This is a genomic window from Polaromonas sp. (genome assembly GCF_035638815.1).
Lineage (GTDB): Bacteria > Pseudomonadota > Gammaproteobacteria > Burkholderiales > Burkholderiaceae_C > Polaromonas.
This window is the reverse complement of record NZ_DASQZG010000016.1, coordinates 45,290-69,989: the sequence shown is the minus strand read 5'-3', so window position 1 is coordinate 69,989 and position 24,700 is coordinate 45,290. Positions and strand designations below refer to the sequence as shown.

The following is a 24,700-nucleotide window of genomic DNA, read 5'->3' as shown; positions in this document are numbered from 1 at the left end:
TTAGACACCCGTTCCACGAAAGTAATTGGCGGGAACAAAAGGCATGGCCGCCACTTCCATGGGCACTGGCTTGCCGCGCACGATGGCGTTGACTTTGGTGCCCAGCGCTGCATAAGCGGGGTCCACAAAGGCCATGGCAACTGGCTTGTCAATGGTGGGGCCCAGCAAGCCGCTGGTGACTTCGCCGATGACCGTGCCGTCGGTGCTTTGCAGTTCGGTGTGCTCGCGAACAGGCACACGCTCCAGCGCGATCAGGCCCACGCGTTTGCGCGTCAGCGTTGCAGGGTCTGTCAATTGGGCCAGCACTTTGTCTGCACCCGGGAAGCCGCCAGCGCGTGCGCCGCCCGTGCGCCGTACTTTCTGGATCGCCCAGTTCAGGCTGGCTTCGATGGGCGTGGTGCTGATGTCCAGGTCATTGCCATAGAGGCAGAGCCCGGCTTCCAGACGCAGCGAGTTGCGTGCACCCAAACCAACTGGCTTGACCTCTGGTTGCGCGAGTAGGGCGCGTGCCAGTGTGTCGGCTTGCGCGGCCGGAACAGAAATTTCAAAACCATCTTCGCCGGTGTAGCCGCTGCGTGTGAGAAAGCAGTCGCAACCCGCCACCTTGAAGTGTCCGCCGGTCATGAAGACCAGTTTTTCAACGCCGGGCGCAAGGCGCGACAGCGCGGTTACAGCTTGCGGCCCCTGCAATGCGAGCAGGGCCATGTCGGGCATGGGGATCACTTCGCAACGTTTGCCAATCTTTGCCTGAATGTGCGCAATGTCGCCAACCTTGCAGGCGCCGTTCACAATCACAAAAATGTCGCCGCCGTTGGCGTAGTCACGGTTGAAAAACATGAGGTCATCAATGATGCCGCCATCGTCATTGAGCAGCAGACCGTAGCGTTGCTTGCCGGCTGGCAGGTCGATCACGTCTACGGGAATCAACGTCTCCAGCGCGGCGGCGGCGTCCGGGCCCACAAGGCGAAGTTGCCCCATGTGGGAGACATCAAAAAGCCCGGCGGCGGTGCGTGTATGGTGATGCTCGGCCATCAGGCCTGCCGGGTATTGCACCGGCATGGAATAGCCGGCAAACGGCACCATGCGCGCGCCCAGTTCGGCGTGCAGGTTGTACAGGGGCGTTTTCAGCAAGGTGGCGTCGGTAGCGGACAAATGCGTTCTCCGGGGCAAAGCGTTATCCATGAAATTCATGGGCTGCCCCTGCTGTCCTCTTTACCTGAGAGATTCACCCGGCGATGCGGGTTTGCTCCTTCGGTGGGCCGCCTGATGAAGGCGGCCTCTCTCCAGTAGGGAACGTCTTTCAGCAGGCAGTGCCGAAAGACGGTTGTCAGTCCTTTTGCCTGAGCGTTCAGCGCCCCAGTGTGGGAGTGCATGCGCCTTCGGCGGTTTTCCGGGAAAACTCTCTCCTGACCTCGCAAGTGTAGCGGAACGGGGTGGTTACATGCCGCTGTAATTGGGCCCGCCGCCGCCTTCAGGCGTAACCCACACGATGTTCTGGGTCGGGTCCTTGATGTCACAGGTTTTGCAGTGCACGCAGTTTTGTGCGTTGATCTGAAGGCGGTCTGTGTTGTCAGCGTTTTTGACAAACTCATACACACCGGCAGGGCAATAGCGCGACTCGGGTCCGCCATAAGTGGCCAAGTTGATCTGCACCGGGACGCTGGCGTCCTTCAGTGTCAGGTGGGCGGGCTGCTGCTCTTCGTGGTTGGTGTTGGAGACAAACACCGAGCTCAGTCGGTCAAAAGTGATTTTGTTGTCTGGCTTGGGGTAAACAATTTGCGGGCACTCCGACGCTGGCTTGAGCTTGGCGTGGTCAGCCACCTTGTTGTGGAGGGTCCACGGTGGCGACTTGACGCCCAGCTTGGGCAGCAGCCACAGCTCGATGCCGTTCATGATGGACGACAGGTACAAGCCTTTTTTCATCCACTGCTTGGTGTTGCGCGACGCGTCCAGCTCTTCGTACAACCAGCTCTTTTCAAAAGCCTCTGGGTAGGCGGTGAGTTCATCGTGCTGGCGTCCGCTGGTCACTGCTGCGTAGGCCGCTTCGGCCGCCAGCATGCCGGTTTTCATGGCCGCGTGGCTGCCCTTGATGCGGGCGAAGTTGAGGAAGCCGGCCTCGCAACCCACCAGCGCTCCACCCGGGAACACGGTTTTGGGCAGGCTCATCAAGCCGCCGCAGGTGATGGCGCGTGCGCCATAGCTGATGCGTTTACCGCCTTCAAGGTATTGGCGAATCGCAGGGTGGGTTTTCCAGCGCTGCATTTCCTCAAACGGGCTGAGCCAGGGGTTGCTGTATTCGAGGCCGGTGATAAAGCCCAGCGTGACCTTGTTGCCTTCCAGGTGGTAAAGAAAACCACCGCCGTAGGTCTGGTTGTCCATGGGCCAACCCAGTGAATGAATCACGTGGCCGGGTTTGGCCTTGGCAGGGTCAATCTCCCACAGCTCCTTGATGCCCAGGGCATAGGTCTGCGGGTCTTTGCCAGCATCAAGCTGGAACTTCGAGATCAGTTGCCGGCCCAGATGGCCGCGCGAACCCTCGGCAAAAATCGTGTACTTGCCATGCAGCTCCATGCCGAGCTGAAAGTGGTCGGACGGCTGGCCGTCCTTGCCGACGCCCAGGTTGCCGGTGGCCACGCCCTTGACGGAACCGTCTTCGTTGTAAAGCACTTCAGCAGCGGAGAAGCCGGGGAAAATTTCCACGCCCAGCGCTTCGGCCTGCTGGCCCAGCCAGCGCACGACGTTGCCCAGGCTGATGACGTAGTTGCCTTCGTTGTGCAGGCTTTTGGGGATGAGAAAATTTGGTGTGCTGAGCTTGCCGGTCTGGCTCAAAAACAGCATCTCGTCGCCAGTGACGGGCTGATGCAGCGGGGCGTCCAGCTCTTTCCAGTTGGGAAACAGTTCGGTCAGTGCGCGAGGGTCCATCAGCGCGCCGCTCAAAATGTGCGCGCCGGGCTCGGAGCCTTTTTCAAGAACCACCACCGAGACATCGGTGCCTTTTTCGGCAGCGAGCTGTTTGAGGCGAATCGCCGTGGCCAAACCGCCGGGGCCGCCGCCGACCACGACCACGTCGTATTCCATGGCTTCGCGGGGGCCAAACTGGGCCAGGATCTCTTGGTTGTTCATCGTGGACTCGCTGATAATGATTTTCAGGAAAGCTGGTGCTCGAGGTCATGGCCGCAGCGCTTGTGCCTGATTTTATGTCGTGATTTCACAAATACGAACGATCGTTCGTTTCGCTACACATTTATTGAGAGGAGCCTCTAATGGCCTATAGCCTGGATCTTTCAGGACGCGTCGCATTGGTGACCGGTGCATCGGGCGGTTTGGGTGCGCAGTTCGCCAAAACGCTGAGTCGCGCCGGTGCTGCGGTCGTGCTGGCCAGCCGGCGCATGGACAAGCTCAAGGCATTGCGTGCGCAGATTGAGGCCGAAGGTGGCGATGCGCACGTGGTGGCACTGGACGTGACAGACCATGCCAGCATCAAGTCAGCGGTTGCGCATGCTGAGACGGAAGTCGGGCCCATCGACATCCTGATCAACAACTCGGGCGTCAGCACCACACAGCGGATACAGGATGTCGCAGAAGAAGACTACGACTTCATCTTCAACACCAACGTCAAGGGTGCGTTTTTTGTGGCGCAGGAAGTGGGCAAGCGCATGCTGGCGCGCTCACGCGGCACGGCACCGGGCGCTTTTTCAGGCGGCCGCATCATCAACATCGCCTCCATGGCGGGGCTGCGCGTGTTGCCGCAGATTGGCGTGTATTGCATGAGCAAGGCGGCGGTGGTGCAGATGACCAAAGCCATGGCGCTCGAGTGGGGCAAGTTTGGCATCAACGTCAACGCCATTTGCCCCGGTTATATCGATACCGAGATCAACCACCATCACTGGGAAACAGAGCAAGGCAAAAAGCTGGTGCAAATGCTGCCGCGCAAGCGCATTGGCAAGCCCGAAGACCTGGACGCCTTGCTGGTGATGCTGGCCAGCGGGCAGAGCCACTTTATCAATGGCGCGGTCATTGCGGCGGATGATGGTTTTGGCACCTGATTTGATCCGTTTTAATCCCGCTTCCCGCCCATGCTGACCGGCATTCTGGCGGGCCTGGCCGCCGGTGCGCTGTGGGGGCTGGTGTTTGTGGTGCCTCGCATGATCAACATGGGCGAGGGCGGGTATTCGTCGGTTGATTTGATAGCGGGCCGATTTGCCGTTTATGGCTTGGTGGCTGCATTGATCATTGTGCTTGGCTGGCGCACCCGGCGACTGCCCACCTTGCGCCAGGCCGGTGCAGCGCTGGTCATGAGTGTGCTGGGATTCAGTGGCTACTACCTGCTGCTGGTTCTGGCGATACGCGATGCGGGCACCGAGGTGCCGTCACTCGTCATCGGCACCATACCTATCTGGATCATGTTGCTGGGCAAACCTCAGGGCCTGCGCTGGGCGTCTCTGCTGCCGGGGCTGGCACTGACTGTGGCGGGATTGGCGCTGATGATGGGGGCCACGCACGGTGCCGGACAGGAGGGTACTGCCACCCATTTCTGGCGCGGCATGGCATTTGTAAGTGCCTCGCTGGTGTGCTGGACCGTCTTCGCCATTTTTAACTCCGCCTGGCTCAAGCGCCACCCTGAAGTCAATGCCACCGACTGGGCCAACTGGCTGGGCATCGCGACGGGTCTGGGCGCGCTGTTGATGTGGGCGGTTGCAGGCTCGGACTTTCAGGCGATGACAGTGCGTGAGGAGCGCGGAACCTTTGTGCTGCTGTGTGTGCTGGCCGGGTTTGGCTCGACCTGGCTGGCTACCATTTTGTGGAACGTGGCCAGCCAGCGCCTCAGCGCCAGCCTGTGCGGCCAGCTCATCGTCAGCGAAACCGTTTTTGCATTGCTTTATTCTTTTGCCTGGGACGGCCACTGGCCAACGCTTGCGCAGGCTGCAGCCTGTGTGCTGTTTACGCTCGGCATTCTTGCTTCCATCCGCGCCCACCGCTAACCAACGTCATTTATGAAAATCGACATCCCCGAGAACAAAAAACTTGTTTATGAAATGCGCGTCCCCATCCGCTGGGGCGACATGGATGCCATGGGCCATGTCAACAACGGCAGTTATTTCCGCTATCTTGAAACCGTGCGCATTGACTGGCTGCATTCGATCAACTGCGTGCCAGATCCCATGGGGGAAGGCCCGGTCATCGTCAATGCCTTCTGCAATTTTTACAGGCAGCTGCAGTACCCCGGCGATGTACTCATCAAGATGTATGCAAGTGGCCCCGGCCGCACCACCTTCGAAACTTGGGGCACGATGGAGCGGGCCGATCAGCCCGGTGTGATTTGTGCCGCCGGTGGCGCCACAACCATCTGGATCGACTTCCCAAGCCAGAAGGCCAAAACACTGCCGGACTGGGTGCGTTCACTTGTGACTTGAAGTAAAATCACCGGTTTGCCCTTTGTTGACGGGCGCTAGTTGCTATTGAAAAAGTAGCAAGATATGAAATCTTTAAGAAGGTCTTTCACAGCGCATCGGGGCTGGTCTTGCCCACGGCGCGCCATTCGTCGGCATGGGAGGCTAGCCACTCCCCGGCCAGGGCGTCACCGCTATTGGCGGATGCTGTGGATGTATGCCCGGCGGGGTGAAAGCCTGGCTTGAAGTACGCAAGCAGGGGCAGGGTGCAGCGCCACGCCACGCCATCGCGCCCGAAGAAAAAAGTTGTGGCGCTCCACCATGTGCCGGGCTTGAAAAGTGCCTTGTCGCGCCAGAGGTTCAGCGTGGTTTGCACCCCGGCGTCGAGCGAGAACAAGACCAGGACGTAGGCAAACCATAGCGACCGACGCAGGGTGCCGCCACCCAGGGCCTGGTAAACATCAAAGGCAACGGCCCTGTGCTCGGTTTCTTCAACCGCGTGCCAGAGCCACAATGTGCGCATCTTCGGCTCGGCCGCATCAAACCAGCTGCTGTAGCGCAAGGTGCCTTCAGCAAATACGGCGGTGCAATGCTCATAGGCGGCCGTAACAGCCAGCTGGTGCAGCACGTGCAGATTGCGCGATAGTTCAATCCGCCACGTGGCAAGGCGCGCCCAGATGTTGATGAGGCCCTGCTTTTCCAGCTGGGCGTTGTACAGCCCATGCACATGCCGGTGCGTGGCCTCCTGGCCTATGAAGCCGCGGACCAGATCGTGGAGATGCTGGTGGGCCGCGTCTTGCGGCAGCAGTGCTGCACCCGCGCGTACCGAATCGATGAAGTATTGCTCACCGACCGGGAAACTCATGGACAGCGCGTTGAAGTACTGGCTGCGAAACGCATCGCCACCGTGCCAGTGGCGGGCAAACCCGGTGGAGAGGTCAATGTTGAGCTTGCGAACGGTGAGTGTTGTCATGAAACCTTGTGCTGGCGTTGATTTATGAGCATTATTCAGTTTTGTATGCAGTGCGACAACTCGCTTGTTGCTCAGTTTTCCTCCATTTCCATCCATGAACAAAAAGCCCTCGATTCTCTTCCCTGAAGTGATGCGAAAAGAGCCTACCCAGGAACGTGCCCAGCGCACCATTCAGGCCATCTTTGAGGCAACTGCTCAGATTATGGAAAGCGAAGGCGAGGCGGGCCTGACGACCAACAAGGTTGCGCAGAAGGCGGGCTTTTCGATTGGCACGCTGTATCAGTATTTCCCGAGCAAGGAAGCCATCATTTTGGCCATGTGCCAGCGCGAGCGCCGCCGTGTAATGGATGACATGCACACCATGATGACCCGGGCCGTGCAGGAGGGGCGCGACGCTGAAGATGTGGTGCGCGAGATGATCCACACCCTGATAACCTCGTTTGCGGCTGGCCCGCGTTTGCGCCGCGCCATGGTCCGTATGGTCTGGCGGCTGGATCACCATGAGAATTTTGCCGAGGCGTTGCGAGAAGCGGCCGATCGCAATGCGATCGCATTGGCTCAGCTCAACGATCCGCGGCTGCGCCCCCCCAGCCCGGCGATGATGTTTGTGTCTACCCGCGCAGTGATGGGTGCCATTCGCAGCGCGTCACTGGAGGATTCGCCCCTGCTCGGCACCCGCGAGTTTGAAGACGAGCTGGTGCGCATGGTGTGGGGCGCCATGCAGGCCTAACGCAGTAAGGCGCGTTATTTTTGTTTTGGCACCCGGCCCAAAAGATAAAACTCGGGGTTGGGCATCATGTTGCTAAAGCTGGCCATGCGGTTGGACAAGCCAAAGAAGGCCGTGATGCCCGCGATGTCCCAGATGTCTTCGTCGTTAAAGCCGTGTGCATGCAGGGCAGCAAAGTCGGCCTCTTCGATCTCGTCTGATTTCAAACAAACCTTCATCGCAAAGTCCAGCATGGCGCGCTGGCGCGGGGTGATGTCTGCCTTGCGATAGTTCACCGCCACCTGGTCGGCCACCAGCGGTTTCTTTTCGTATATCCGCAAAATCGCACCGTGCGCCACCACGCAGTACAGGCAGTTGTTGGCCGCGCTGGTGGTGGTGACGATCATCTCGCGGTCGCCCTTGGTAAGGCCGGATTCTTCTCTCAGCATCAGCGCATCGTGGTACGCGAAAAAGGCGCGCCACTCTGCTGGGCGGCGGGCCAGTGCGAGGAAGGCGTTGGGAATGAAGCCGGATTTTTCCTGGACTTCGAGGATTTTGGCTTTGATGTCTTCTGGGAGGGTGTTTAGGTCGGGGAGGGGATATCTTGCGCTCACGTTTTTGTCTCCTTGGGGTATGGAACGGATCATACGTTCGGCTTGCCGCCTGTCATCCCGGGCTTGACCCGGGATCCATGGTGGCTTACTCGTGCAGTGCGGTCTGCCAATAAGCCGGGGGTTGCCCGGCGGCAACTCACTTTTCTTTTGCGTCGCCAAAAGAAAAGTAAGCAAAAGAAAAGGCGACCCTGCTGTCTGCGTCCCTCCGCTGCGCTGCGGGCAACCTGCGGTGCTCTGTTCAGCCGGGGTCTGACACAAACTCGCCTGCGGCTCAAACAAGTGTCAGCCCTGATCCGTCTGAACCTGCGCTCCTCGGCGCATACAGAAGGGGTGGGGGAGCGGAGTCGGGGTCGAATGCGATACGGGGATGGATTCCGGCCTTCGCCGGAATGACAAGCCCTTGCGCGCTTAGCGCGCAAGGGCTTGCACGGAAACCTCATTCATGCACGCGAGCGCAGCACACATTGCCAAATGCGGCTCCCATCCATCGCCCAGCGGGTCGAGGGAAGGGCGGGGGGTGGGAGTGGGGAGTTACGCCTACTGTCTAAAGCAGACCCGAGGCGCAGCGTGACGCTTGCGCCAGCGGGATCAAGCCAGATCGAAACGATCCAGATTCATCACCTTGCTCCACGCCGCCACAAAGTCCCGCACAAAGATCTGCTGCGCGTCGCTGCTACCGTAAACCTCCGCGATGGCCCGAAGCTGGGAGTTGGAGCCGAAGACCAGGTCAACAACCGTACCCGTCCACTTCACTTCACCAGTTGTACGGTCACGCCCTTCGAGCACCTCCGCAGCTGCCGCAGACTTTTGCCATTTGGTGCGCATGTCCAGCAGGTTCACGAAGAAATCGTTGGTCAAGGTTTCAGGCTGTTTGGTGAACACACCATGTTTGACCTGCTCAACGTTGGCATTGAGCACGCGCAGACCGCCGATCAGTACGGTCATCTCCGGTGCAGTCAGTGTCATCAGGTTGGCGCGGTCCACCAGATGTTCGGCCGCTCCTTCGACGCCTGCTCGCAGGTAGTTTCGAAAGCCATCCGCAGCAGGCTCAAGCACGGCGAAGGAGGCCACGTCTGTCTGCTCTTGCGATGCATCCGTACGGCCCGGCGAGAAGGGTACCGTCACCTCATGGCCGGCCTTCTTTGCAGCCGCTTCCACCGCGGCAGAGCCAGCCAGAACAATCAGGTCAGCCATCGAGACCTTTTTGTTGCCCGACTGCGCATCGTTGAAGTCGGCCTGAATCGCTTCCAGAGCTTGCAGCACGACTGCCAGTTGGGCCCGCTGATTCACCTCCCAGTCTTTTTGCGGCGCCAGGCGAATACGGGCGCCGTTGGCGCCACCGCGCTTGTCGCTGCCGCGGAAAGTGGACGCAGATGCCCAGGCGGTCGACACCAGTTGTGAAGTGGAAAGGCCCGATGCAAGCACCTTTGCCTTGAGCGCCGCAATGTCCTGCTCGTTGATCAATTCATGGTCTACCGATGGCAAAGGGTCTTGCCACAGCAATTGCCCTTTTGGAACCAGCGGGCCCAGGTAACGCGCTATCGGCCCCATGTCGCGGTGGGTGAGCTTGTACCAGGCCTTGGCGAATACGTCTGCAAATTCCTGCGGGTTCTGGTGAAAGCGTCGGGAAATCTTCTCGTACGCCGGGTCCATGCGCATCGCCATGTCGGCGGTGGTCATCATGGGGGCGTGGCGTTTGGCGGGGTCGTGTGCATCCGGCACGGCTCCGTCGCCAGAGCCGTTTTTCGGCTTCCACTGGTGCGCCCCGGCGGGGCTTTTGGTCAGCTCCCATTCGTGGCCGAACAGGTTGTCAAAGTAGCCGTTGTCCCACTGGATCGGGTTGTTGGTCCATGCGCCTTCAATGCCGCTGGTAATGGTGTGAGCGCCCGTGCCGCTTTCAAAGCTGCTGGTCCAGCCGAAGCCCTGGTCGGTGATGTCGCCGCCCTCGGGTGCGGGGCCGCAGTGGTCCTCTGGCGCCGCGCCGTGCGACTTGCCAAAGGTGTGGCCGCCGGCTGTGAGTGCAACGGTCTCTTCGTCGTTCATCGCCATGCGAGCGAAGGTTTCGCGGATGTCTCGCGCGGAGCCCAAAGGGTCCGGTGTGCCGTTGGGGCCTTGCGGGTTGACGTAGATAAGGCCCATCTGGACCGCGCCCAGCGGTTGCTCAAGCTCCCGGTCACCGGTGTAACGCTTGTCGCCCAGCCAGGTGTCTTCACTGCCCCAATAAATATCTTCGCCTGGCTCCCAGACGTCTTCGCGCCCGCCTGCAAATCCATAAGTCTTGAATCCCATGGATTCCATGGCCACGGTGCCGGTGAGAACAATCAAATCGGCCCACGAAATCTTGCGGCCGTACTTTTGCTTGATGGGCCAGAGCAGGCGACGCGCCTTGTCGAGGTTGCCGTTGTCCGGCCAGCTGTTGAGGGGCGCAAAACGCTGTGTGCCAAAACCCGCACCACCGCGGCCATCGGCAATGCGATAGGTGCCCGCGCTGTGCCAGGCCATACGCACAAAGAAGGGGCCGTAGTGGCCGTAGTCGGCAGGCCACCAGTCTTGCGAGTCCGTCATCAGGGCACGCAGGTCCTTGACCACGGCGTGCAGGTCCAGACTTTTGAACTCCTCGGCGTAGTTGAAGGACTCCCCCATGGGGTTGGACTTTCCGGAGTGCTGGTGGAGGATTCTCAGGTTCAGCTGGTTGGGCCACCAGTCGGCATTGCCGCGCGCGCCGGCCAAGGTGGGTTTAAGGGCAGCGGCGGCAAAGGGGCATTTGGTTTCTGAGGACATGTTCTTCTCCGGTGCGTGATTGCGATTTGGCTAACGGAGTCTAGTTTTCGATAGAAAATTCAACCAATCAATAATCCCAATGCGCTCGATAGTTAAAAGCGTGAAGGTCAGGCTTTTGCCCGTGCTTTTACCCGGATATGGCCCGCGTATGCTCGCGGCCTGTGTGTTTTCTTCAGGAGAAGTTGTATGTCAACCCAATTCGACAAAGGTCTGGCCATGCGCAAGCAGGTGATGGGCGAAGACTTTGTGGCCAACGCCTCTGCAAATGTGACCAATTTCACCCGCCCCATTCAGGAGCACATCACCGAAAAGGCCTGGGGCGATGTGTGGCAGCGCCCGGGGCTCGATCTGAAAACCCGCAGCCTGATAACTGTTGCGATGCTGACCGCGCTGGGCAAGCAGCACGAACTCAAAGGGCACTTGCGCGGAGCCTTGAACAACGGCGCCACGCCAGAGGAGTTGCAGGAGGTGTTGCTGCATGCAGCGGTGTATTGCGGTGTGCCGACGGCGGTAGAGGCCTTTCGCACCGCTGCCGAAGTCGTGGACGGCCCGAAGAAGGCTTGAGCCGGCATTCTTCAAGCCGTTTGCGCCGTTTGCCCAAGAACGACGGGCGTGATGTGCTATCAATTGAGGAGCTATTCAGGAAGCAGTGTCTGGCTGAAGGGCGGCCTTACCCTGGCATTGGAAGGAGACCTACAACTCATCCGGTGGAAAGGGCCCACAATGAAATGTCCAGCCGCCCAACCGGGCGGTCGCACAGCAGCAAGGCCAGCAGGCTTTTTCGCTGCAATAGTTCAATGAAGGAAGACATCCATGCAAATTCAGGTCAACTCCAACCACACCATCCACACCGGCGAGTCGTTTGAACGCTGGGCGAGCACGGAGCTCAATGAATCGCTGGCCCGTTTTAAAAACGACATCACACGGATTGAAGTGCACATGAGCGACGAGAACGGCGACAAGCAGAGCGCAGATCACAAGCGCTGCATGATGGAGGCGCGCCTGGCCCATCGCGAGCCCCTCGCCGTCAACCACCACGCGCCCAGCCAGGATGAAGCGTTTCGCGGTGCCAGTGACAAACTCAAGCGCCTGCTGGAGCACACCCTGGACAAGCTGCGCGATCACCGCTCGCGTGAGTCCATTCGGCGTGAGCCGGATCCCGAGGCACTGTGAGCATCAACGGCGAAAATTATTAACGTTTTCTGCCGTCTGCCCTTTATCCGCGGGCGAGAGCTGCTATTGATTCAATAGCATAGATGGCGCTTAGCTGCCATCCATCAGCTTGTGCACCAGGTCCGCAGTGGTAGACGCTTTGTACTTTCGCATCAGTCTCGCCCGGTAAATCTCCACCGTGCGGTGACTGATGATCAAGGCACGACCGATCTCTTTCGACGTGAGGCCGTCCAGCAGATGCGCGGCAACCTCCCGCTCGCGCGCGGTGAGCTCGGCTTTGACCGGCCGGCGCGAACTCAAATCCTCAAACGCCCAGATGCCTGACTCGTGCGGCTTGGCGCGGTTAAGTGCACGGCCTACGACATGGCACCAGAAGGTCTCGCCCTTCAGGCGACCATCCAGCCGCTTCATGATGCGATCGTCGGCGTAATGACCCTTGGCATTGAGAATCGGCAGCATGCGCGCGCCGATGCGCTCGTACTCGTCAGCGCTGGGGTAGAGGATCAGGAAGGATTGCCCTATCAGTTGCTCACGCGAGGCGCCAAACATGTCACACACATGCTGGTTGCAATCGACAATGGACCGGTTGCGCGAAAGCACCATGCCAACGGGGGCCATGTTGAATGCCAGGCGGTAATCGATGTCCATGCAAGTGAGGCGAGGGTTAGGCTTTAGGGATAACTACGTATGTATATAAGTAGTATCGTAATGCTTTCCGAATTGTGTAGACGCGTTCCAGGAGATTTGTGTGAATAAAATTTTTCCCTCCGCCTCCGAGGCGCTCAAAGGCGTCGTCAAAGACGGCCAGTTGATGGCCGTCGGAGGCTTCGGCCTGTGCGGCATTCCTGAAGCATTAATTGACGCGCTGCGTGACAGTGCCGTCAAAAATCTCAGCGTCATCTCCAACAACGCGGGTGTTGATGGTTTTGGCCTGGGCAAGTTGCTGGAGACCCGGCAGATCAAAAAAATGATCTCCAGCTATGTCGGCGAGAACAAGGAATTTGAGCGCCAGTACCTGGCGGGTGAGCTGGAGCTGGAGTTCACACCGCAAGGCACGCTGGCAGAAAAGCTGCGCGCCGGCGGCGCTGGCATCCCGGCCTTCTTTACCAAGACCGGTGTGGGCACACAAGTGGCCGACGGCAAAGAGCTGCGCGACTTTGACGGCGAGACCTACGTCATGGAGCGTTCGCTGGTGCCAGACGTGTCCCTGGTCAAAGCCCACGTGGCTGACAAATCAGGCAACCTGCAGTTTCGCCTGACCGCACGTAACTTCAACCCGGCCGTGGCCATGGCCGGCAAGGTCTGCATTGTTGAAGTTGAAAAAATTGTAGAGACTGGCGAACTGGCCCCAGACCAGATTCATTTGCCCGGCATTTACGTGCACCGCATCGTGCTCAACGCCAAGCCTGAAAAGCGCATCGAAAAGCGCACCATCACCGAGAAAGCTGGAGTCTGATATGCCCTGGAATCAAGACCAAATGGCAGCCCGCGCTGCGCAAGAACTGGAAGACGGGTTTTACGTCAACCTCGGCATCGGCATCCCGACGCTGGTAGCCAACTTTGTGCCCGCCGACAAAGAGGTGTGGCTGCAATCCGAAAACGGCATGCTCGGCATTGGTCCTTTTCCGATTGAAGAGGAAGTGGACGCCGACCTGATCAATGCCGGCAAACAAACCGTCACCACCATCAAGGGCTCGTCCATCTTCGGCAGCCACGACAGCTTTGCCATGATCCGCGGCGGCAAGATCAACCTCAGCATTCTGGGCGCCATGCAGGTCAGCGAAAAAGGCGACCTGGCCAACTGGATGATCCCGGGCAAGATGGTCAAAGGCATGGGCGGCGCGATGGACTTGGTCGCCGGTGTCAAACGCGTGATCATCCTGATGGAACACGTCGCGAAGAAAAAAGACGGCACCGAAGACCTGAAAATTCTGCCGAAATGCACGTTGCCTCTGACGGGCGTTGGTGTGGTGGACCGCATCATCACCGATCTGGCTGTGATGGACGTGACGCCCGAAGGCCTGAAGGTGGTTGAACTGGCGCCCGGCGTCACGATGGAAGCCCTTCAGGCGAAAACGGGCTGCAAACTCCATTGAAAGCGAGTGCTGCAAAACGCAGCTGCCATGAAAAAAGGCCCGAGAGAGCCTTTTTTTGTTTGGAGCGGGTGATGGGAATCGAACCCACGCTATTTGCTTGGGAAGCAAAAGTTCTACCATTGAACTACACCCGCGTTGGCCGATTGTAAAACCACCTGAAGAGTAGGAGAAAAGAAAAGAGTTCAGGGCCGCGACTAGGGCTAGTCTCTGCGGCTCATCATTTGTTCATGTCTCCTAGGCACAGGTATTTCATCTCCAGGTACTCCTCCATGCCATGGCGCGACCCCTCGCGGCCCAGGCCTGATTGTTTGACGCCGCCAAAAGGCACGTGCTCAGTGGCGATCACGCCGACGTTGATGCCGACCATGCCGTACTCCAGCGCCTCGCCGACGCGGAAAATGCGGCCCACGTCGCGGCTGTAGAAATAGCTGGCCAGGCCAAACTCGGTGTTGTTGGCGGCATCGATGGCCTCTTGCTCGTGCTTGAAGCGGAACACCGGCGCAAACGGGCCAAATGTTTCCTCTTTGGCGCAGAGCATGTCGGCAGTCGCTTCAGAAATCACGGTGGGCTCAAAAAATTGGCCCTCCAGCTTGTTACCACCGGCCTGCAGCTTGCCGCCTTTGGCCAGGGCGTCCGCCACGTGGCGTGCTACCTTTTCAACAGCAGAGTCCTCAATCAGCGGCCCTTGTGCCACGCCGTCTTCAAAGCCGTTGCCTACTTTGAGCAGCTTGACCTTAGCGGCAAATTTTTCAACAAACTGGTCGTACACGCCGTCTTGCACATAGATGCGGTTGGCACATACGCAGGTTTGGCCGGCGTTGCGGTATTTGCTGGCCATCGCGCCGTCAACCGCAGAGTCCACATCGGCATCGTCAAACACGATGAAGGGTGCGTTGCCCCCCAGTTCAAGTGCCAGCTTCTTGATGGTGGGCGCGCTTTGCGCCATCAGGATGCGGCCGACTTCGGTAGAGCCTGTGAAGCTGATGTGGCGGACGATGTCGCTGGAGCAGAAGACCTTGCCGATGGCGATCGAGTTGTCGCCGTCGGCGGTCAACAGGTTCAGCACCCCTGCAGGAATGCCGGCGCGCACGGCCAGTTCGGCTGCGGCCAGTGCGGTGAGGGGAGTCAATTCAGCGGGCTTGATGACGACAGGGCAGCCGGCTGCGAGCGCGGGCGCCACCTTGCGGGTGATCATGGCCAGCGGAAAGTTCCAGGGTGTGATGGCGGCGCACACACCGATTGGCTGCTTGATCACTATCAGGCGTCGGCTGTTGTCGAAGGGGGGAAGAGTTTCGCCGTTGACGCGCTTGGCTTCTTCGGCAAACCACTCGACAAAGCTCGCGCCATAAGCGATTTCGCCCTTGGCCTCGGCAAACGGCTTGCCCTGCTCGGCGGTCATGATGCGCGCCAGATCTTCCTGGTTGGCCATTAGCAACTGAAACCACTTCATCAAGATCGCGTGGCGCTCTTTGCCGGTTTTGTTGCGCCAGGCGGGCCAGGCGGCGTTGGCCGCGGCAATGGCGGCTTCGGCGTCTTTAGCGCCCAGGTTGGCCACATCGGCCAGTTTGCGGCCATTGGAAGGGTCGTTGACGTCAAAACGGGCAGCACCCTTGACCCACTCGCCGTTGATCAGGGCGTCGGTTTTGAGGAGGCTAGGGTCTTTGAGTAGGGAGATGGGGGAGGTCTTCATGTCCATGAGCGGTCTCTTTCAAAAAGCTGGCCCCGTGGGCGGCAGGGCAGGGGGGCAACTCACAAGCATAGCGCGTCGTGCGGCTTTGTGCTGCTTGAGACGGGACACCCCTTGCCAAACTTATAATCAAATGTTCAGGCAAATCAAGCATTTACGCGCGATGCGCACCTCGAGCCGCATGCCTGCCCCCGTTGACGCCAACAGCACCACAAAAGTTACATGAGCACTCCCACTTTCACCGTCGCCGATATCCGCAAAAGTTTTCTCGACTTTTTTGCATCCAAGGGTCACACCGTGGTGGCCTCCAGCTCGCTGGTGCCCGGTAATGACCCGACGCTGATGTTCACCAACTCGGGCATGGTGCAGTTCAAGGACGTGTTTCTTGGCAATGACAAGCGCCCTTACGTTCGCGCTGCATCGGTGCAGGCTTGCCTGCGTGCCGGCGGCAAGCACAACGATCTGGAAAACGTGGGCTACACCGCGCGTCATCACACTTTTTTCGAGATGCTCGGCAACTGGAGTTTTGGCGACTATTTCAAGCGTGAATCGCTGAAATGGGCCTGGGAGCTGCTGACCGAGGTTTACAAGCTGCCGCCCGAGCGCCTGCTGGCCACGGTGTATGAAGAGGACGACGAGGCTTACGACATCTGGACCAAAGAAATCGGCCTGCCGCCCGAGCGTGTGATCCGCATCGGTGACAACAAGGGCGGCCGCTACAAGTCCGACAACTTCTGGATGATGGCGGACACAGGCCCCTGCGGCCCGTGCAGCGAAATCTTTTACGATCACGGCGACCACATTCCCGGGGGCCCGCCCGGCAGTCCGGATGAAGACGGCGACCGCTTCATTGAAATCTGGAACAACGTGTTCATGCAATTCGACATGGCGGCCGACGGCAGCGTCACCAAGCTGCCTGCGCCTTGCGTGGATACCGGCATGGGCCTGGAGCGTCTGGCTGCCATCTTGCAACACGTGCACAGCAACTACGAAATCGACATCTTTGCAGAGCTGATCAAGGCCGCATCACGCGAGACTGGCGAGAAAGACTTGGGCAACAAGAGCCTGTTCGTTATTGCCGACCACATCCGCGCCACAGCATTTTTGGTTAGCGACGGCGTCAACCCGTCCAACGAAGGCCGCGGCTACGTGCAGCGCCGCATCATCCGCCGCGCGATTCGCCATGGCTACAAGCTGGGCAAAAAGACGCCGTTCTTTCACAAGCTGGTGGCCGATCTGGTCAAGCTCATGGGCGATGCGTACCCGCGGCTTAAGTCCGATGAAAAACGCATCACTGAGGTTTTGCGTGTTGAGGAAGAGCGTTTCTTCGAGACGCTGGAAATCGGCATGACGATTCTGGACGCAGCCCTTGCCGGCGATGCCAAAGTGCTGCCTGGCGATGTGGCCTTCAAGCTGCACGACACCTACGGCTTTCCGCTCGATCTGTCGGCCGATGTCTGCCGTGAGCGTGGGCTTGAAGTTGACGAGGCCGGTTTTCGTGCTGCCATGGACAAACAAAAAAACCAGGCGCGTGCGGCGGGCAAATTCAAGATGGATCGTGCGCTGGAGTATTCCGGGGACGGACACCTCTTCACTGGTTATGAATTGCTGGAAGAGCCGGCCAAGGTTGTCGCGCTGTATGCAGACGGCGTGGCGGTTCAGAGCCTGAGTGCAGGGCAGAGCGGCGTGGTTGTTTTGAACACGACGCCGTTTTACGCAGAAAGCGGCGGCCAGATCGGTGACCAGGGACGATTGACGGCATCCGGTGCAAGTTTTGCAGTGGATGACACGCTAAAAATCAAGGCCGACGTGTTTGGACATCACGGCACGCAGGAAGAAGGCACGCTCAAGGTCGGCGATGCCATCACCGCACAGGTCAACACCGCTGTACGTGCCGCTACCGTGCGCAATCACAGTGCCACGCATTTGATGCACAAGGCTTTGCGCGAAGTGCTGGGTGAGCACGTGCAGCAAAAGGGCAGCCTGGTCAACGCCGAGCGCACCCGCTTCGACTTTGCACACAACGCGCCGGTTACCGACGCGCAGATCCGCGAGATCGAAGCGCGCGTTAATGCAGAAATTTTGTCCAACGTGGCCACCGATGCCAGCGAGATGGACATGGAGTCTGCGCAAAAGAGCGGCGCCATGATGCTGTTTGGTGAGAAGTACGGCGACAAGGTGCGCGTGCTCAGCATAGGCTCAAGCAAAGAGCTGTGCGGCGGCACTCACGTGGGCCGCACGGGTGACATTGGCCTTTTCAAGATCGTTGCCGAAAGCGGTGTGGCTGCGGGTGTGCGCCGGGTTGAAGCCGTTACCGGCGACAACGCGCTGGCTTACTTGCAGTCGCTGGAATCCACCGTGCAGACTGCGGCAGGCTCGCTCAAGGCCAGCCCTTCGGAATTGCAGAACCGCATTGGACAGGTCCTGGATCAGGTGCGCGCGCTTGAGAAAGAAGTTGCGGCGCTGAAAGGCAAGCTGGCTTCGTCGCAGGGTGATGAGTTGATGTCGCAAGCAGTCGACATCAAGGGTCTGAAAGTTCTGGCAGCAAAGCTGGAAGGCGCTGACGCCAAGACCCTGCGCGACACCATGGACAAACTCAAGGACAAGCTCAAAACTGCCGTCATCGTGTTGGCCGCTGTCGATGGTGACAAGGTGCAGATCGCAGCCGGTGTGACAGCTGATAGCGTGGGCAAGGTCAAGGCCGGTGAGCTGGTCAACTTTGTCGCGCAACAAGTTGGCGGCAAGGGCGGCGGCAAAGCCGACATGGCCATGGCAGGTGGCACAGACGCTTCCCGGTTGCCAGCTGCGCTGCAGTCGGTGCAGGCCTGGGTTGCCGAGCGGGCATGACAGTTGGCCGGGCCTGTCTGCTATCGAAACAGTAGCTGTCGGCGCCCGTGAATACTGGGATAAAGGCCATTTTTGTTGCCAACATGCTGTTGGCGGCACTGCCGGGCATCGCTGCACCGCGCGAGGTGTTCTTTAACAGCCTTGACGGAACCGTGATCAAGGCCTGGGTGTTTCCGCCCACCGAGAAACTTGCGAAAGGCACCGTCAAAGGCACGGTGATTGCGCTGCACGGATGCGGCGGTCTATACGCCAGCGGCGGCCGCAACAAGGGCCTGTTCAATGCGCGGCATCAGGCCATGGCCGATCTGCTGGTGGCTGAGGGTTACGCCGCCGTGTTTCCTGACAGCTTCACGCCGCGCGGCGAATCATCGATCTGCGTGCAGAAAATCGGCATGCGCAAGATTGACCAGAGTGAGCGCCGCGCCGACACCCTGGCCACGCTTGATTGGGTTGCCGCCCAGCCGTGGGGGCAGGCCACACGCACAGCCTTGTTGGGTTGGTCTCATGGCGGCAGCGCCGTGCTTGGCGCCACCGACGTGGCGCGCGCCGAGGTGCGGCGCCGGCCCGTACAGCCTGCGGTGGGCATCGCCTTTTACCCCGGCTGCAGCGCGGCATTGAAATCAGGCTACCGCATGGGCGCGCCGCTGGTGATGATGCTGGCCGAAAAAGACGACTGGACGCCTCCTGCGCCCTGCATTGAGCTGGGCAAGGCGGTTGGCGCTGAAGTCAACATCTACCCCGACAGTTATCATGACTTTGATTCGCCCACAGGCCGCGTCCAATTGCGCAAGGACGTGCCGAATGGCGTTAATCCGGGCCAGGGCGTCCACGTCGGCCCGAACCCGGCAGCGCGGGAGGCGGCGTATGCACGCCTGCGCGAGATTCTGCGCAAAGCCCTGCCGTAACAGGTCAAGCTACTGCCTGCTCCTGCAACTCATGCAGTTGCTGCAAGCTGGCAAGGGTCCGCACGCAGGCTTGTGCCACTTCCTTTCCCTTGACCAGAAAGTGCTCGGTGAAGAACCGGCGATGCTCTTCATGTTCGTGAAAATGCTGGGGTGTCAGCACCGCTGAAAACACGGGGACCCCGGTGTCCAGCTGCACCCGCATCAGGCCGCTGATGACCGCATCGGCCACAAACTCGTGGCGGTAGATGCCGCCGTCCACCACCAGGCCACACGCAACGATGGCTGCATAGCGGCCAGAGCGTGCAAGCTGCTGCGCATGCAGTGGAATTTCAAAAGCGCCTGGCACTTCAAAGATGTCGATGTTGTCAGGCGCTATACCTTGCATACCCATCTCCGCCACAAAGGCGTCGCGCCCCTTGTTGACAATGTCTGCATGCCAGCTGGCCTGAACAAAGCAAAATCTGGCGGGTTGCTGCGGCAGCAGGGTTGAGGGGTGTCGGTGACTCATGGGCTTCTCCTGAAAACGGTTGAACAGAATTCAGGGCGCACGAGTTTGCAGCCCGCCACAAGCCGGCGCGCAAGCGCCAGCCCACGGCAGGGGCCGAAAACGTCGCGCTCTCTTTCATCCGGACTATGACCGTCGGCTTCGGAGTTGAACCGAGGGAAGCGCTGGACAAGCCCCTGCGGCGTGCGATCAGCCGGACTCGGGCGGTCTGCCGCGTTGAATTTCTTGCCAATAGCCAGCTATTGACTGCGAAATCCGCCTTGCATCCCATCCCGATCCGGCTGCCGCGCCTCCGCAGCGACTTATCCAGCGCTTCCGAATCTGCTGACCCTGACATGCAAGAGCAAGCCAGGCGCTCGCGGGCTGATGCGTTTTTAAATGCAAACACCGCCGGTGGGGAATTTCGCCCCGCCCTGAGAACGCTGTGCCGGCGTAATGGCCGGCACACATCGAGTTTAAGCGCTGTCCCAAAGCCGGAGCTGTGGCCGGGCTATTGGGCACCGCTGGCCGATCGCGAGGCATTCCACCGCATTACCAGCGGGGCCGCGATCCGGCTCCGCCGGGCGTAAGGCGCCGCCCCTGCAAGGGGGAGGAGGCAAAGCCTCCACGGGGTGTGCTTATGTTATTTCGGCAATCATCTCGATTTCAACGCAGGCACCCATGGGAACTTGTGCCACGCCAAACGCGCTGCGTGCATGCGCGCCTTTCGCTCCAAAGACTTCAGCCAGCAACTCGCTGGCGCCGTTGGTCACCAGATGCTGCTCAGTGAACTCGCCGGTGGAGTTGACCAGGCTCATCAGCTTGACGATGCGCGTGACCTTGTTCAGGTCGCCCACGGCCGCGTGCAGCGTGCCCATCAGGTCAATGGCGATGGCGCGCGCGGCCGCTTTGCCTTCTTCCGTACCCATGGTTTTACCAAGTTGGCCCACCCACGGCTTGCCGTCCTGCTTGGCGATGTGGCCACTGAGAAACACCAGCTTGCCGGTTTGCACAAAGGGCAGGTAGGCTGCTGCGGGAATGGCGACGGGAGGCAAGGTGATGCCCAGGGCGGTGAGTTTGTCGTAAACGTTCATGGGGGTCTCCTGAAGGGGTTCTAACGTTGGTTGATGATCAAAATCGGCCTCCGCCCTTAAAGTACGGCAATAGTTTGCTATACAAACAGGAGCAACCGTCGTGCGGCACTTGAGAATTCTAGTCCGGCTGTGGCAGCGGCGTCACCGTCACGGCCACATCCAGCACATGCCGTGCACCCCCACGAATCACCCCGCGCATGGGTGACACATCGAGGAAGTCGCGGCCAGTCGCCAGGGTGATGTAGTCCTCCCCCGGGGCGCGGTTGTTGGTCGGGTCAAAGTCCAGCCAGACGCCCGAGGTTTGTCCGGCGGCAAGCGTCATGCCGCTGCCTGCGCTGACGGCGGGGCAATAAACCGATGCCCAAGCGTGCGAGGCGTCGCTGCCAATCAGGCGCGGCTTGCCGGGCGGCGGGTTGGTCAGCATGTAGCCGCTGACATAACGCGCCGGCACACCCATGGCGCGGCAGCAGGCCACCATGATGTGGGCAAAGTCCTGGCACACGCCTTTGCCCGCCTGCAGCGCCTCTAGCGCCAGGGTGCCGACATCGGTGCTGTCGCTCTCGTAAGTCATGCGGGCATGAATCCGCTCCATCAAGTCTTGGGCAACTTCGGGCAAAGGGCGGCCCGGGGTAAAGCTGGGCCGGGCAAATTCTGCAAAGGCGTCGTCGCGCGGCACATAGGGCGAGGCAAACACAAACTCGCAGGCGCTGTCGTAGGCGCCGCCGGCCTGATAACGAAACTGCTCGCGCACCTGTTCCCAGGGCAGGCCCCATGACAAGTCCTTGGATGTGGTGTTGACAGCAAGGGTGGAGACAACGCTGTCGGCCGTGACGGTGAGTTTTTCATGCGGCACCCGCAACGAAAAAAACGTGCGGGCATTGCCGTACACATCCGGTAGCTCCTGCACCTGCGTTGGTTCCGGGCTGATGGTCAGGCTGTGTTGCAGTAACTGCTGGCCTGCGTGGCTGGCTGGCTTGAGGTGCAACACGTGGTGCGCGTTTTCAACCTGAGGTTTGTACCGGTAGCGCGTTTCGTGGACGAGGTGAAGCAGCATGAAGAGATAGAGGTGGGGCCAGGGGGGAGCTCAGGCGCCCAGGCTGTGGTCGCTGGACGAAGAATGGCTGAAATAGCGCCTGCTGATCGCATCGGACAGCTCAAAGGCGGCGCTGCAGCACTGCTCCAGCTGCGCCAGCAGCCCGGCGTAACGCTCGCTCCCCATACCGGGGATGATGACGCTGAGGTCAGCCAACTGCCAGCTAGCGGGATTGGGCAGGGCCGCTGTCATGTCGGGCGCGTCCTGCGCTGCGCCCGCCGTGTTGCGCGCCAGCTTGCTGAGCCGCTCGCGCAGCGTCTGCGTGACCCAGCCCAGGGAGCGCGGGTTGTCCCGGTCCAGCACCAGCAAATCCAGCAGGGCCGGGACTTCGCGTTGTTGCTGATACTGCGCGTGGAAAGTGATGGTGCTGTCGAACAGCGCAATGATGGCGTCGAATCCGCCTGCGTCGTGCACGGCGCCGCTTTCAAAGCCGAGGATCAGCGCGGCAGCCAGCGTGTTCAGGCGTTCAATGTGGCGGCCTGTGCTGAGCAGGCGCCAGCCGTCGTCGCGTGTCATGCGGTCGGTTTGCGCACCGGTCATGGCGGCCAGGAAACTGCTGGCAGACTCCAGCGCACGCAGCGCCTCCACGGACGAATATTCAAGTGCCTGCGTGGCCGGATGCTCCGGGCCGCTGAAAGACGCGCAATGCCGGAAAAAATCTTCTTCGGCCCGCACGATCACATGCCACTGCTCCTGCGACAGGCGCTCGCGCACGGCCGATGCTGCGCTTTTGAGCGAGCGCAGGTTGTAGCCGACGCTGGCCGTTTGCTCGGTGTCGGCCAACGCAGAGATCAGCGAACGCTCAAACACGCGGCGCGCCTGCGTGGCTGGCGGCACGGACTCCAGCACCAGCCCGTTGCGCACGGCCATCTCCGACAGCCATGCAAGCAGGGGTTGTGAAGACTGCTCTTCGCCGTTGAGTGACTGCAGTGTCAGCTGGGCCAGCCGGATCGAGTTTTCAGTGCGCTCGGTGTAACGTCCCAGCCAGAAGAGGTTTTCTGCCGCGCGGCTGGTCACCGGTGGTTTGTGGCGCGCAATGGGGGTGGCTGGATTCAAAACGCCGGGACGGGTGGCGGGCTCGGAAAAAACTTTTGTTCCGCGATTGCCTGTGGTGGTGGCAGGCTCTGCGTCTTCCGCCAGCGCCCACACGTCGGCACTGCTGCCACCTTGCTGCATGGACGCGATCTTGTTGTTGAGGCCGGCCAGACGCGCCAGCCCGCCCGGCAGGACCTGCCATTCGCCCGCGCCATCAGCTACCGCAAAAACACGGAGCATGGTGGACTTGGGCGCAAGCCGCTCGCCTTGCCAGGTCGGTGTTTGCGACAGCGGCAGGTACGCCTGAACGGTGTACTCCTCGCTATGCCGCATGATGCGGCCAGCCCACTCGTCCAGCTCGCGGCGGGACAACATTTGTGCAATCACCGCGTCAATGCCGGAGCCGGGGTAGGTGCCCTTGATGACGCAGTCCTTCAGGCGGGGCAAAACCTCATGCAGCGCGGCCTGCTCGCCGCACCACCAGGTGGCCAGTGAAGGCAGGGCGAGCGGCTCGTTGAGGAGGTGGCGCGAAAGCGCGGGCAAAAATCCAAGCAGGGCACTGGACTCCAGAAAGGCCGAGCCCGGCGCATTGGCCACCAGCACATTGCCCGCCCGTATAACCTGCAGCAATCCCGGCACGCCCAGCGTGGAATCGGAGCGCAGTTCAAGAGGGTCCAGAAACTCATCGTCCAGGCGCTTGAGCAATCCGTGTACGGGCTCCAGTCCCTGCAGGGTTTTGAGGTACAGCCGGTCGCCACGCACCAGCAGGTCACTGCCTTCCACCAGGGTCAGGCCCAGATAACGCGCCAGGTAGGCGTGTTCGAAATAGGTTTCGTTGTACGGCCCAGGCGTCAGCAGAACGATGCGGCTGTCCTGGCCATCTGCGCCTGCCGGGCTGCGCGCTTTCATACCGTCAATCAGCGCTTTGTAAGAGGCAGCCAGCCGCTGCACTTTCATCTCACGGAAGGCCTGCGGGAAAAGCCGTGAAATGGCCAGACGATTCTCAAGCAGGTAACCCAGGCCAGAGGGCGCCTGAGTGCTTTGCGAAACGACCCACCAGCGTCCATCAGGGCCGCGCGCCAGGTCAAACGCCGCAATGTTCAAAAAATGCCCGCTGGCCGGCTGCACGCCGTGCATGGCACGCAGGTAGCCGGGGTGGCCCTGCACCAACGCTGCGGGCAGCAGGCCCAGCGTTAGAAGCTGCTGGGGACCGTACACGTCCGCCATGATCTGGTCCAGCAAGCGGGCGCGCTGGCGAACACCGGTTTCGATGCCCGCCCACTCCTGGGCTGACAGAATCACCGGAAAAAGGTCCAGCGACCATGGCCGCTGCGGACCGTCTGCGTCAGCGTAGACGTTGTAGGTCACGCCGTTGTCGCGGATCTGGCGTTGCAGGTTGGTGCTGCGGTGGTTCAGGTCGTCAAAACCCTTGCCGCCCAGAAAGTTGAAGAAGCGGTTCCAGCTGGGCGACAGTGCTGCTTGCGGCACCGGTTTTTCAGCTGTAGCCGACTGGGCAGTTTGCACAGGAGCGGGTTCAGCTCCAGCCATTTGCAGGGGGAGGCGCTGGGCTTGGCTTTGACTGGCCGGCGGCGTAATCCGTGGCTCTACAGCTGCCCTGGCCGTGGTGACGCCATGCAGCTCGTCAAAATGACCGGCGGCAGCAGGCAACGCGAGGGCACGCGCAAGATCAACAGGCGTCTCCAGCGCTGCGGCCGCAAAAAGTGAGTTGTTGTTTTCCACCGTTACCCTTGAACAGGCCCCAAGTATCCTTCATGGCCGGTCTGCGTGGACCCGCGTCAAACCAGAATTGACCCGGGGATGT

Annotated in this window: 21 protein-coding genes, 1 tRNA gene and 2 riboswitches; of the genes, 10 read left to right on the top strand and 12 right to left on the bottom strand. The window is 60.3% G+C overall.

Going from position 1 to position 24,700, the window contains the following annotated elements; translation table 11 throughout:
* A complete protein-coding gene (gene gcvT, locus VE934_RS10575) occupies positions 1 to 1,182 on the bottom strand; it encodes a glycine cleavage system aminomethyltransferase GcvT (RefSeq protein WP_414693840.1) in 1,182 nt (393 codons plus the stop codon).
* Between the two features lie 11 nt (positions 1,183 to 1,193).
* A riboswitch (glycine riboswitch) is annotated at positions 1,194 to 1,297 on the bottom strand.
* A gap of 21 nt (positions 1,298 to 1,318) precedes the next feature.
* Positions 1,319 to 1,419, bottom strand: a riboswitch (glycine riboswitch).
* A gap of 18 nt (positions 1,420 to 1,437) precedes the next feature.
* Positions 1,438 to 3,123 (bottom strand): electron transfer flavoprotein-ubiquinone oxidoreductase, encoded by a 1,686-nt coding sequence (locus tag VE934_RS10570; protein WP_324887186.1) that lies wholly within the window; start codon positions 3,121 to 3,123, stop codon positions 1,438 to 1,440.
* Positions 3,124 to 3,263: 140 nt separating this feature from the next.
* On the opposite strand from VE934_RS10570, the gene VE934_RS10565 reads away from it, so the two are divergent.
* The 3 genes from VE934_RS10565 to VE934_RS10555 are packed head-to-tail and all read left to right on the top strand — an operon-like array spanning position 3,264 to position 5,414.
* Entirely contained in the window at positions 3,264 to 4,046 is a 783-nt protein-coding gene (locus VE934_RS10565) for an SDR family oxidoreductase (RefSeq protein WP_324887184.1), read from the top strand.
* A gap of 30 nt (positions 4,047 to 4,076) precedes the next feature.
* Positions 4,077 to 4,982, top strand: coding sequence for a DMT family transporter (locus tag VE934_RS10560; protein WP_324887182.1), 906 nt, complete (start codon positions 4,077 to 4,079; stop codon positions 4,980 to 4,982).
* A gap of 12 nt (positions 4,983 to 4,994) precedes the next feature.
* On the top strand, positions 4,995 to 5,414 hold the full coding sequence (locus tag VE934_RS10555) for an acyl-CoA thioesterase (protein WP_324887180.1): 420 nt from the start codon (positions 4,995 to 4,997) through the stop codon (positions 5,412 to 5,414).
* 85 nt (positions 5,415 to 5,499) lie between these two features.
* On the opposite strand, the gene VE934_RS10550 is transcribed toward VE934_RS10555, so the two are convergent.
* Positions 5,500 to 6,363: a metal-dependent hydrolase gene (locus tag VE934_RS10550; protein ID WP_324887178.1), complete on the bottom strand. Its 864-nt coding sequence runs from the start codon at positions 6,361 to 6,363 to the stop codon at positions 5,500 to 5,502.
* A 94-nt stretch (positions 6,364 to 6,457) separates the two neighbouring features.
* Between VE934_RS10550 and VE934_RS10545 the strand changes: the two genes are divergently transcribed.
* Positions 6,458 to 7,093 (top strand): TetR/AcrR family transcriptional regulator, encoded by a 636-nt coding sequence (locus VE934_RS10545; protein ID WP_324887176.1) that lies wholly within the window; start codon positions 6,458 to 6,460, stop codon positions 7,091 to 7,093.
* 14 nt (positions 7,094 to 7,107) lie between these two features.
* On the opposite strand, the gene VE934_RS10540 is transcribed toward VE934_RS10545, so the two are convergent.
* Positions 7,108 to 7,683, bottom strand: coding sequence for a peroxidase-related enzyme (locus tag VE934_RS10540; RefSeq protein WP_324887174.1), 576 nt, complete (start codon positions 7,681 to 7,683; stop codon positions 7,108 to 7,110).
* Positions 7,684 to 8,271: 588 nt separating this feature from the next.
* Complete coding sequence (gene katG, locus VE934_RS10535) at positions 8,272 to 10,464, bottom strand: catalase/peroxidase HPI (protein WP_324887172.1); 2,193 nt, start codon at positions 10,462 to 10,464, stop codon at positions 8,272 to 8,274.
* Between the two features lie 186 nt (positions 10,465 to 10,650).
* Between katG and VE934_RS10530 the strand changes: the two genes are divergently transcribed.
* On the top strand, positions 10,651 to 11,028 hold the full coding sequence (locus tag VE934_RS10530) for a carboxymuconolactone decarboxylase family protein (protein WP_324887170.1): 378 nt from the start codon (positions 10,651 to 10,653) through the stop codon (positions 11,026 to 11,028).
* 249 nt (positions 11,029 to 11,277) lie between these two features.
* Positions 11,278 to 11,637 (top strand): HPF/RaiA family ribosome-associated protein, encoded by a 360-nt coding sequence (locus tag VE934_RS10525; protein WP_324887168.1) that lies wholly within the window; start codon positions 11,278 to 11,280, stop codon positions 11,635 to 11,637.
* A gap of 90 nt (positions 11,638 to 11,727) precedes the next feature.
* On the opposite strand, the gene VE934_RS10520 is transcribed toward VE934_RS10525, so the two are convergent.
* Positions 11,728 to 12,285: a PAS and helix-turn-helix domain-containing protein gene (locus VE934_RS10520; protein ID WP_324887166.1), complete on the bottom strand. Its 558-nt coding sequence runs from the start codon at positions 12,283 to 12,285 to the stop codon at positions 11,728 to 11,730.
* A gap of 100 nt (positions 12,286 to 12,385) precedes the next feature.
* Between VE934_RS10520 and VE934_RS10515 the strand changes: the two genes are divergently transcribed.
* A complete protein-coding gene (locus VE934_RS10515) occupies positions 12,386 to 13,093 on the top strand; it encodes a CoA transferase subunit A (protein ID WP_324887164.1) in 708 nt (235 codons plus the stop codon).
* A gap of 1 nt (position 13,094) precedes the next feature.
* A complete protein-coding gene (locus VE934_RS10510) occupies positions 13,095 to 13,733 on the top strand; it encodes a CoA transferase subunit B (protein WP_324887162.1) in 639 nt (212 codons plus the stop codon).
* A 60-nt stretch (positions 13,734 to 13,793) separates the two neighbouring features.
* On the opposite strand, the gene VE934_RS10505 is transcribed toward VE934_RS10510, so the two are convergent.
* A tRNA-Gly gene (locus VE934_RS10505) sits at positions 13,794 to 13,867 on the bottom strand.
* 83 nt (positions 13,868 to 13,950) lie between these two features.
* Positions 13,951 to 15,429 carry an NAD-dependent succinate-semialdehyde dehydrogenase gene (locus VE934_RS10500; protein ID WP_324887160.1) on the bottom strand — a complete coding sequence of 493 codons (1,479 nt, stop codon included), beginning with the start codon at positions 15,427 to 15,429 and terminating at the stop codon, positions 13,951 to 13,953.
* 213 nt (positions 15,430 to 15,642) lie between these two features.
* Between VE934_RS10500 and alaS the strand changes: the two genes are divergently transcribed.
* Entirely contained in the window at positions 15,643 to 18,267 is a 2,625-nt protein-coding gene (gene alaS, locus VE934_RS10495; protein ID WP_324887157.1) for an alanine--tRNA ligase, read from the top strand.
* Between the two features lie 47 nt (positions 18,268 to 18,314).
* Positions 18,315 to 19,172: a dienelactone hydrolase family protein gene (locus tag VE934_RS10490; protein WP_324887156.1), complete on the top strand. Its 858-nt coding sequence runs from the start codon at positions 18,315 to 18,317 to the stop codon at positions 19,170 to 19,172.
* A gap of 4 nt (positions 19,173 to 19,176) precedes the next feature.
* Here the strand turns inward: VE934_RS10490 and VE934_RS10485 are convergent, their stop codons facing one another.
* The 4 genes from VE934_RS10485 to VE934_RS10470 all read right to left on the bottom strand — a co-directional run bounded on the left by VE934_RS10485 (position 19,177) and on the right by VE934_RS10470 (position 24,618).
* Entirely contained in the window at positions 19,177 to 19,680 is a 504-nt protein-coding gene (locus VE934_RS10485) for a 6,7-dimethyl-8-ribityllumazine synthase (RefSeq protein WP_324887154.1), read from the bottom strand.
* 614 nt (positions 19,681 to 20,294) lie between these two features.
* Positions 20,295 to 20,750, bottom strand: a complete 456-nt coding sequence (locus tag VE934_RS10480) for a RidA family protein (RefSeq protein WP_324887152.1) — start codon at positions 20,748 to 20,750, stop codon at positions 20,295 to 20,297.
* A gap of 118 nt (positions 20,751 to 20,868) precedes the next feature.
* Positions 20,869 to 21,804, bottom strand: a complete 936-nt coding sequence (locus VE934_RS10475; RefSeq protein WP_324887150.1) for a transglutaminase family protein — start codon at positions 21,802 to 21,804, stop codon at positions 20,869 to 20,871.
* Between the two features lie 30 nt (positions 21,805 to 21,834).
* The gene (locus VE934_RS10470; RefSeq protein WP_414693835.1) at positions 21,835 to 24,618 is read right to left on the bottom strand and encodes a circularly permuted type 2 ATP-grasp protein; all 2,784 of its coding nucleotides are present in this window, start codon (positions 24,616 to 24,618) and stop codon (positions 21,835 to 21,837) included.
* Positions 24,619 to 24,700: the final 82 nt, after the last annotated feature.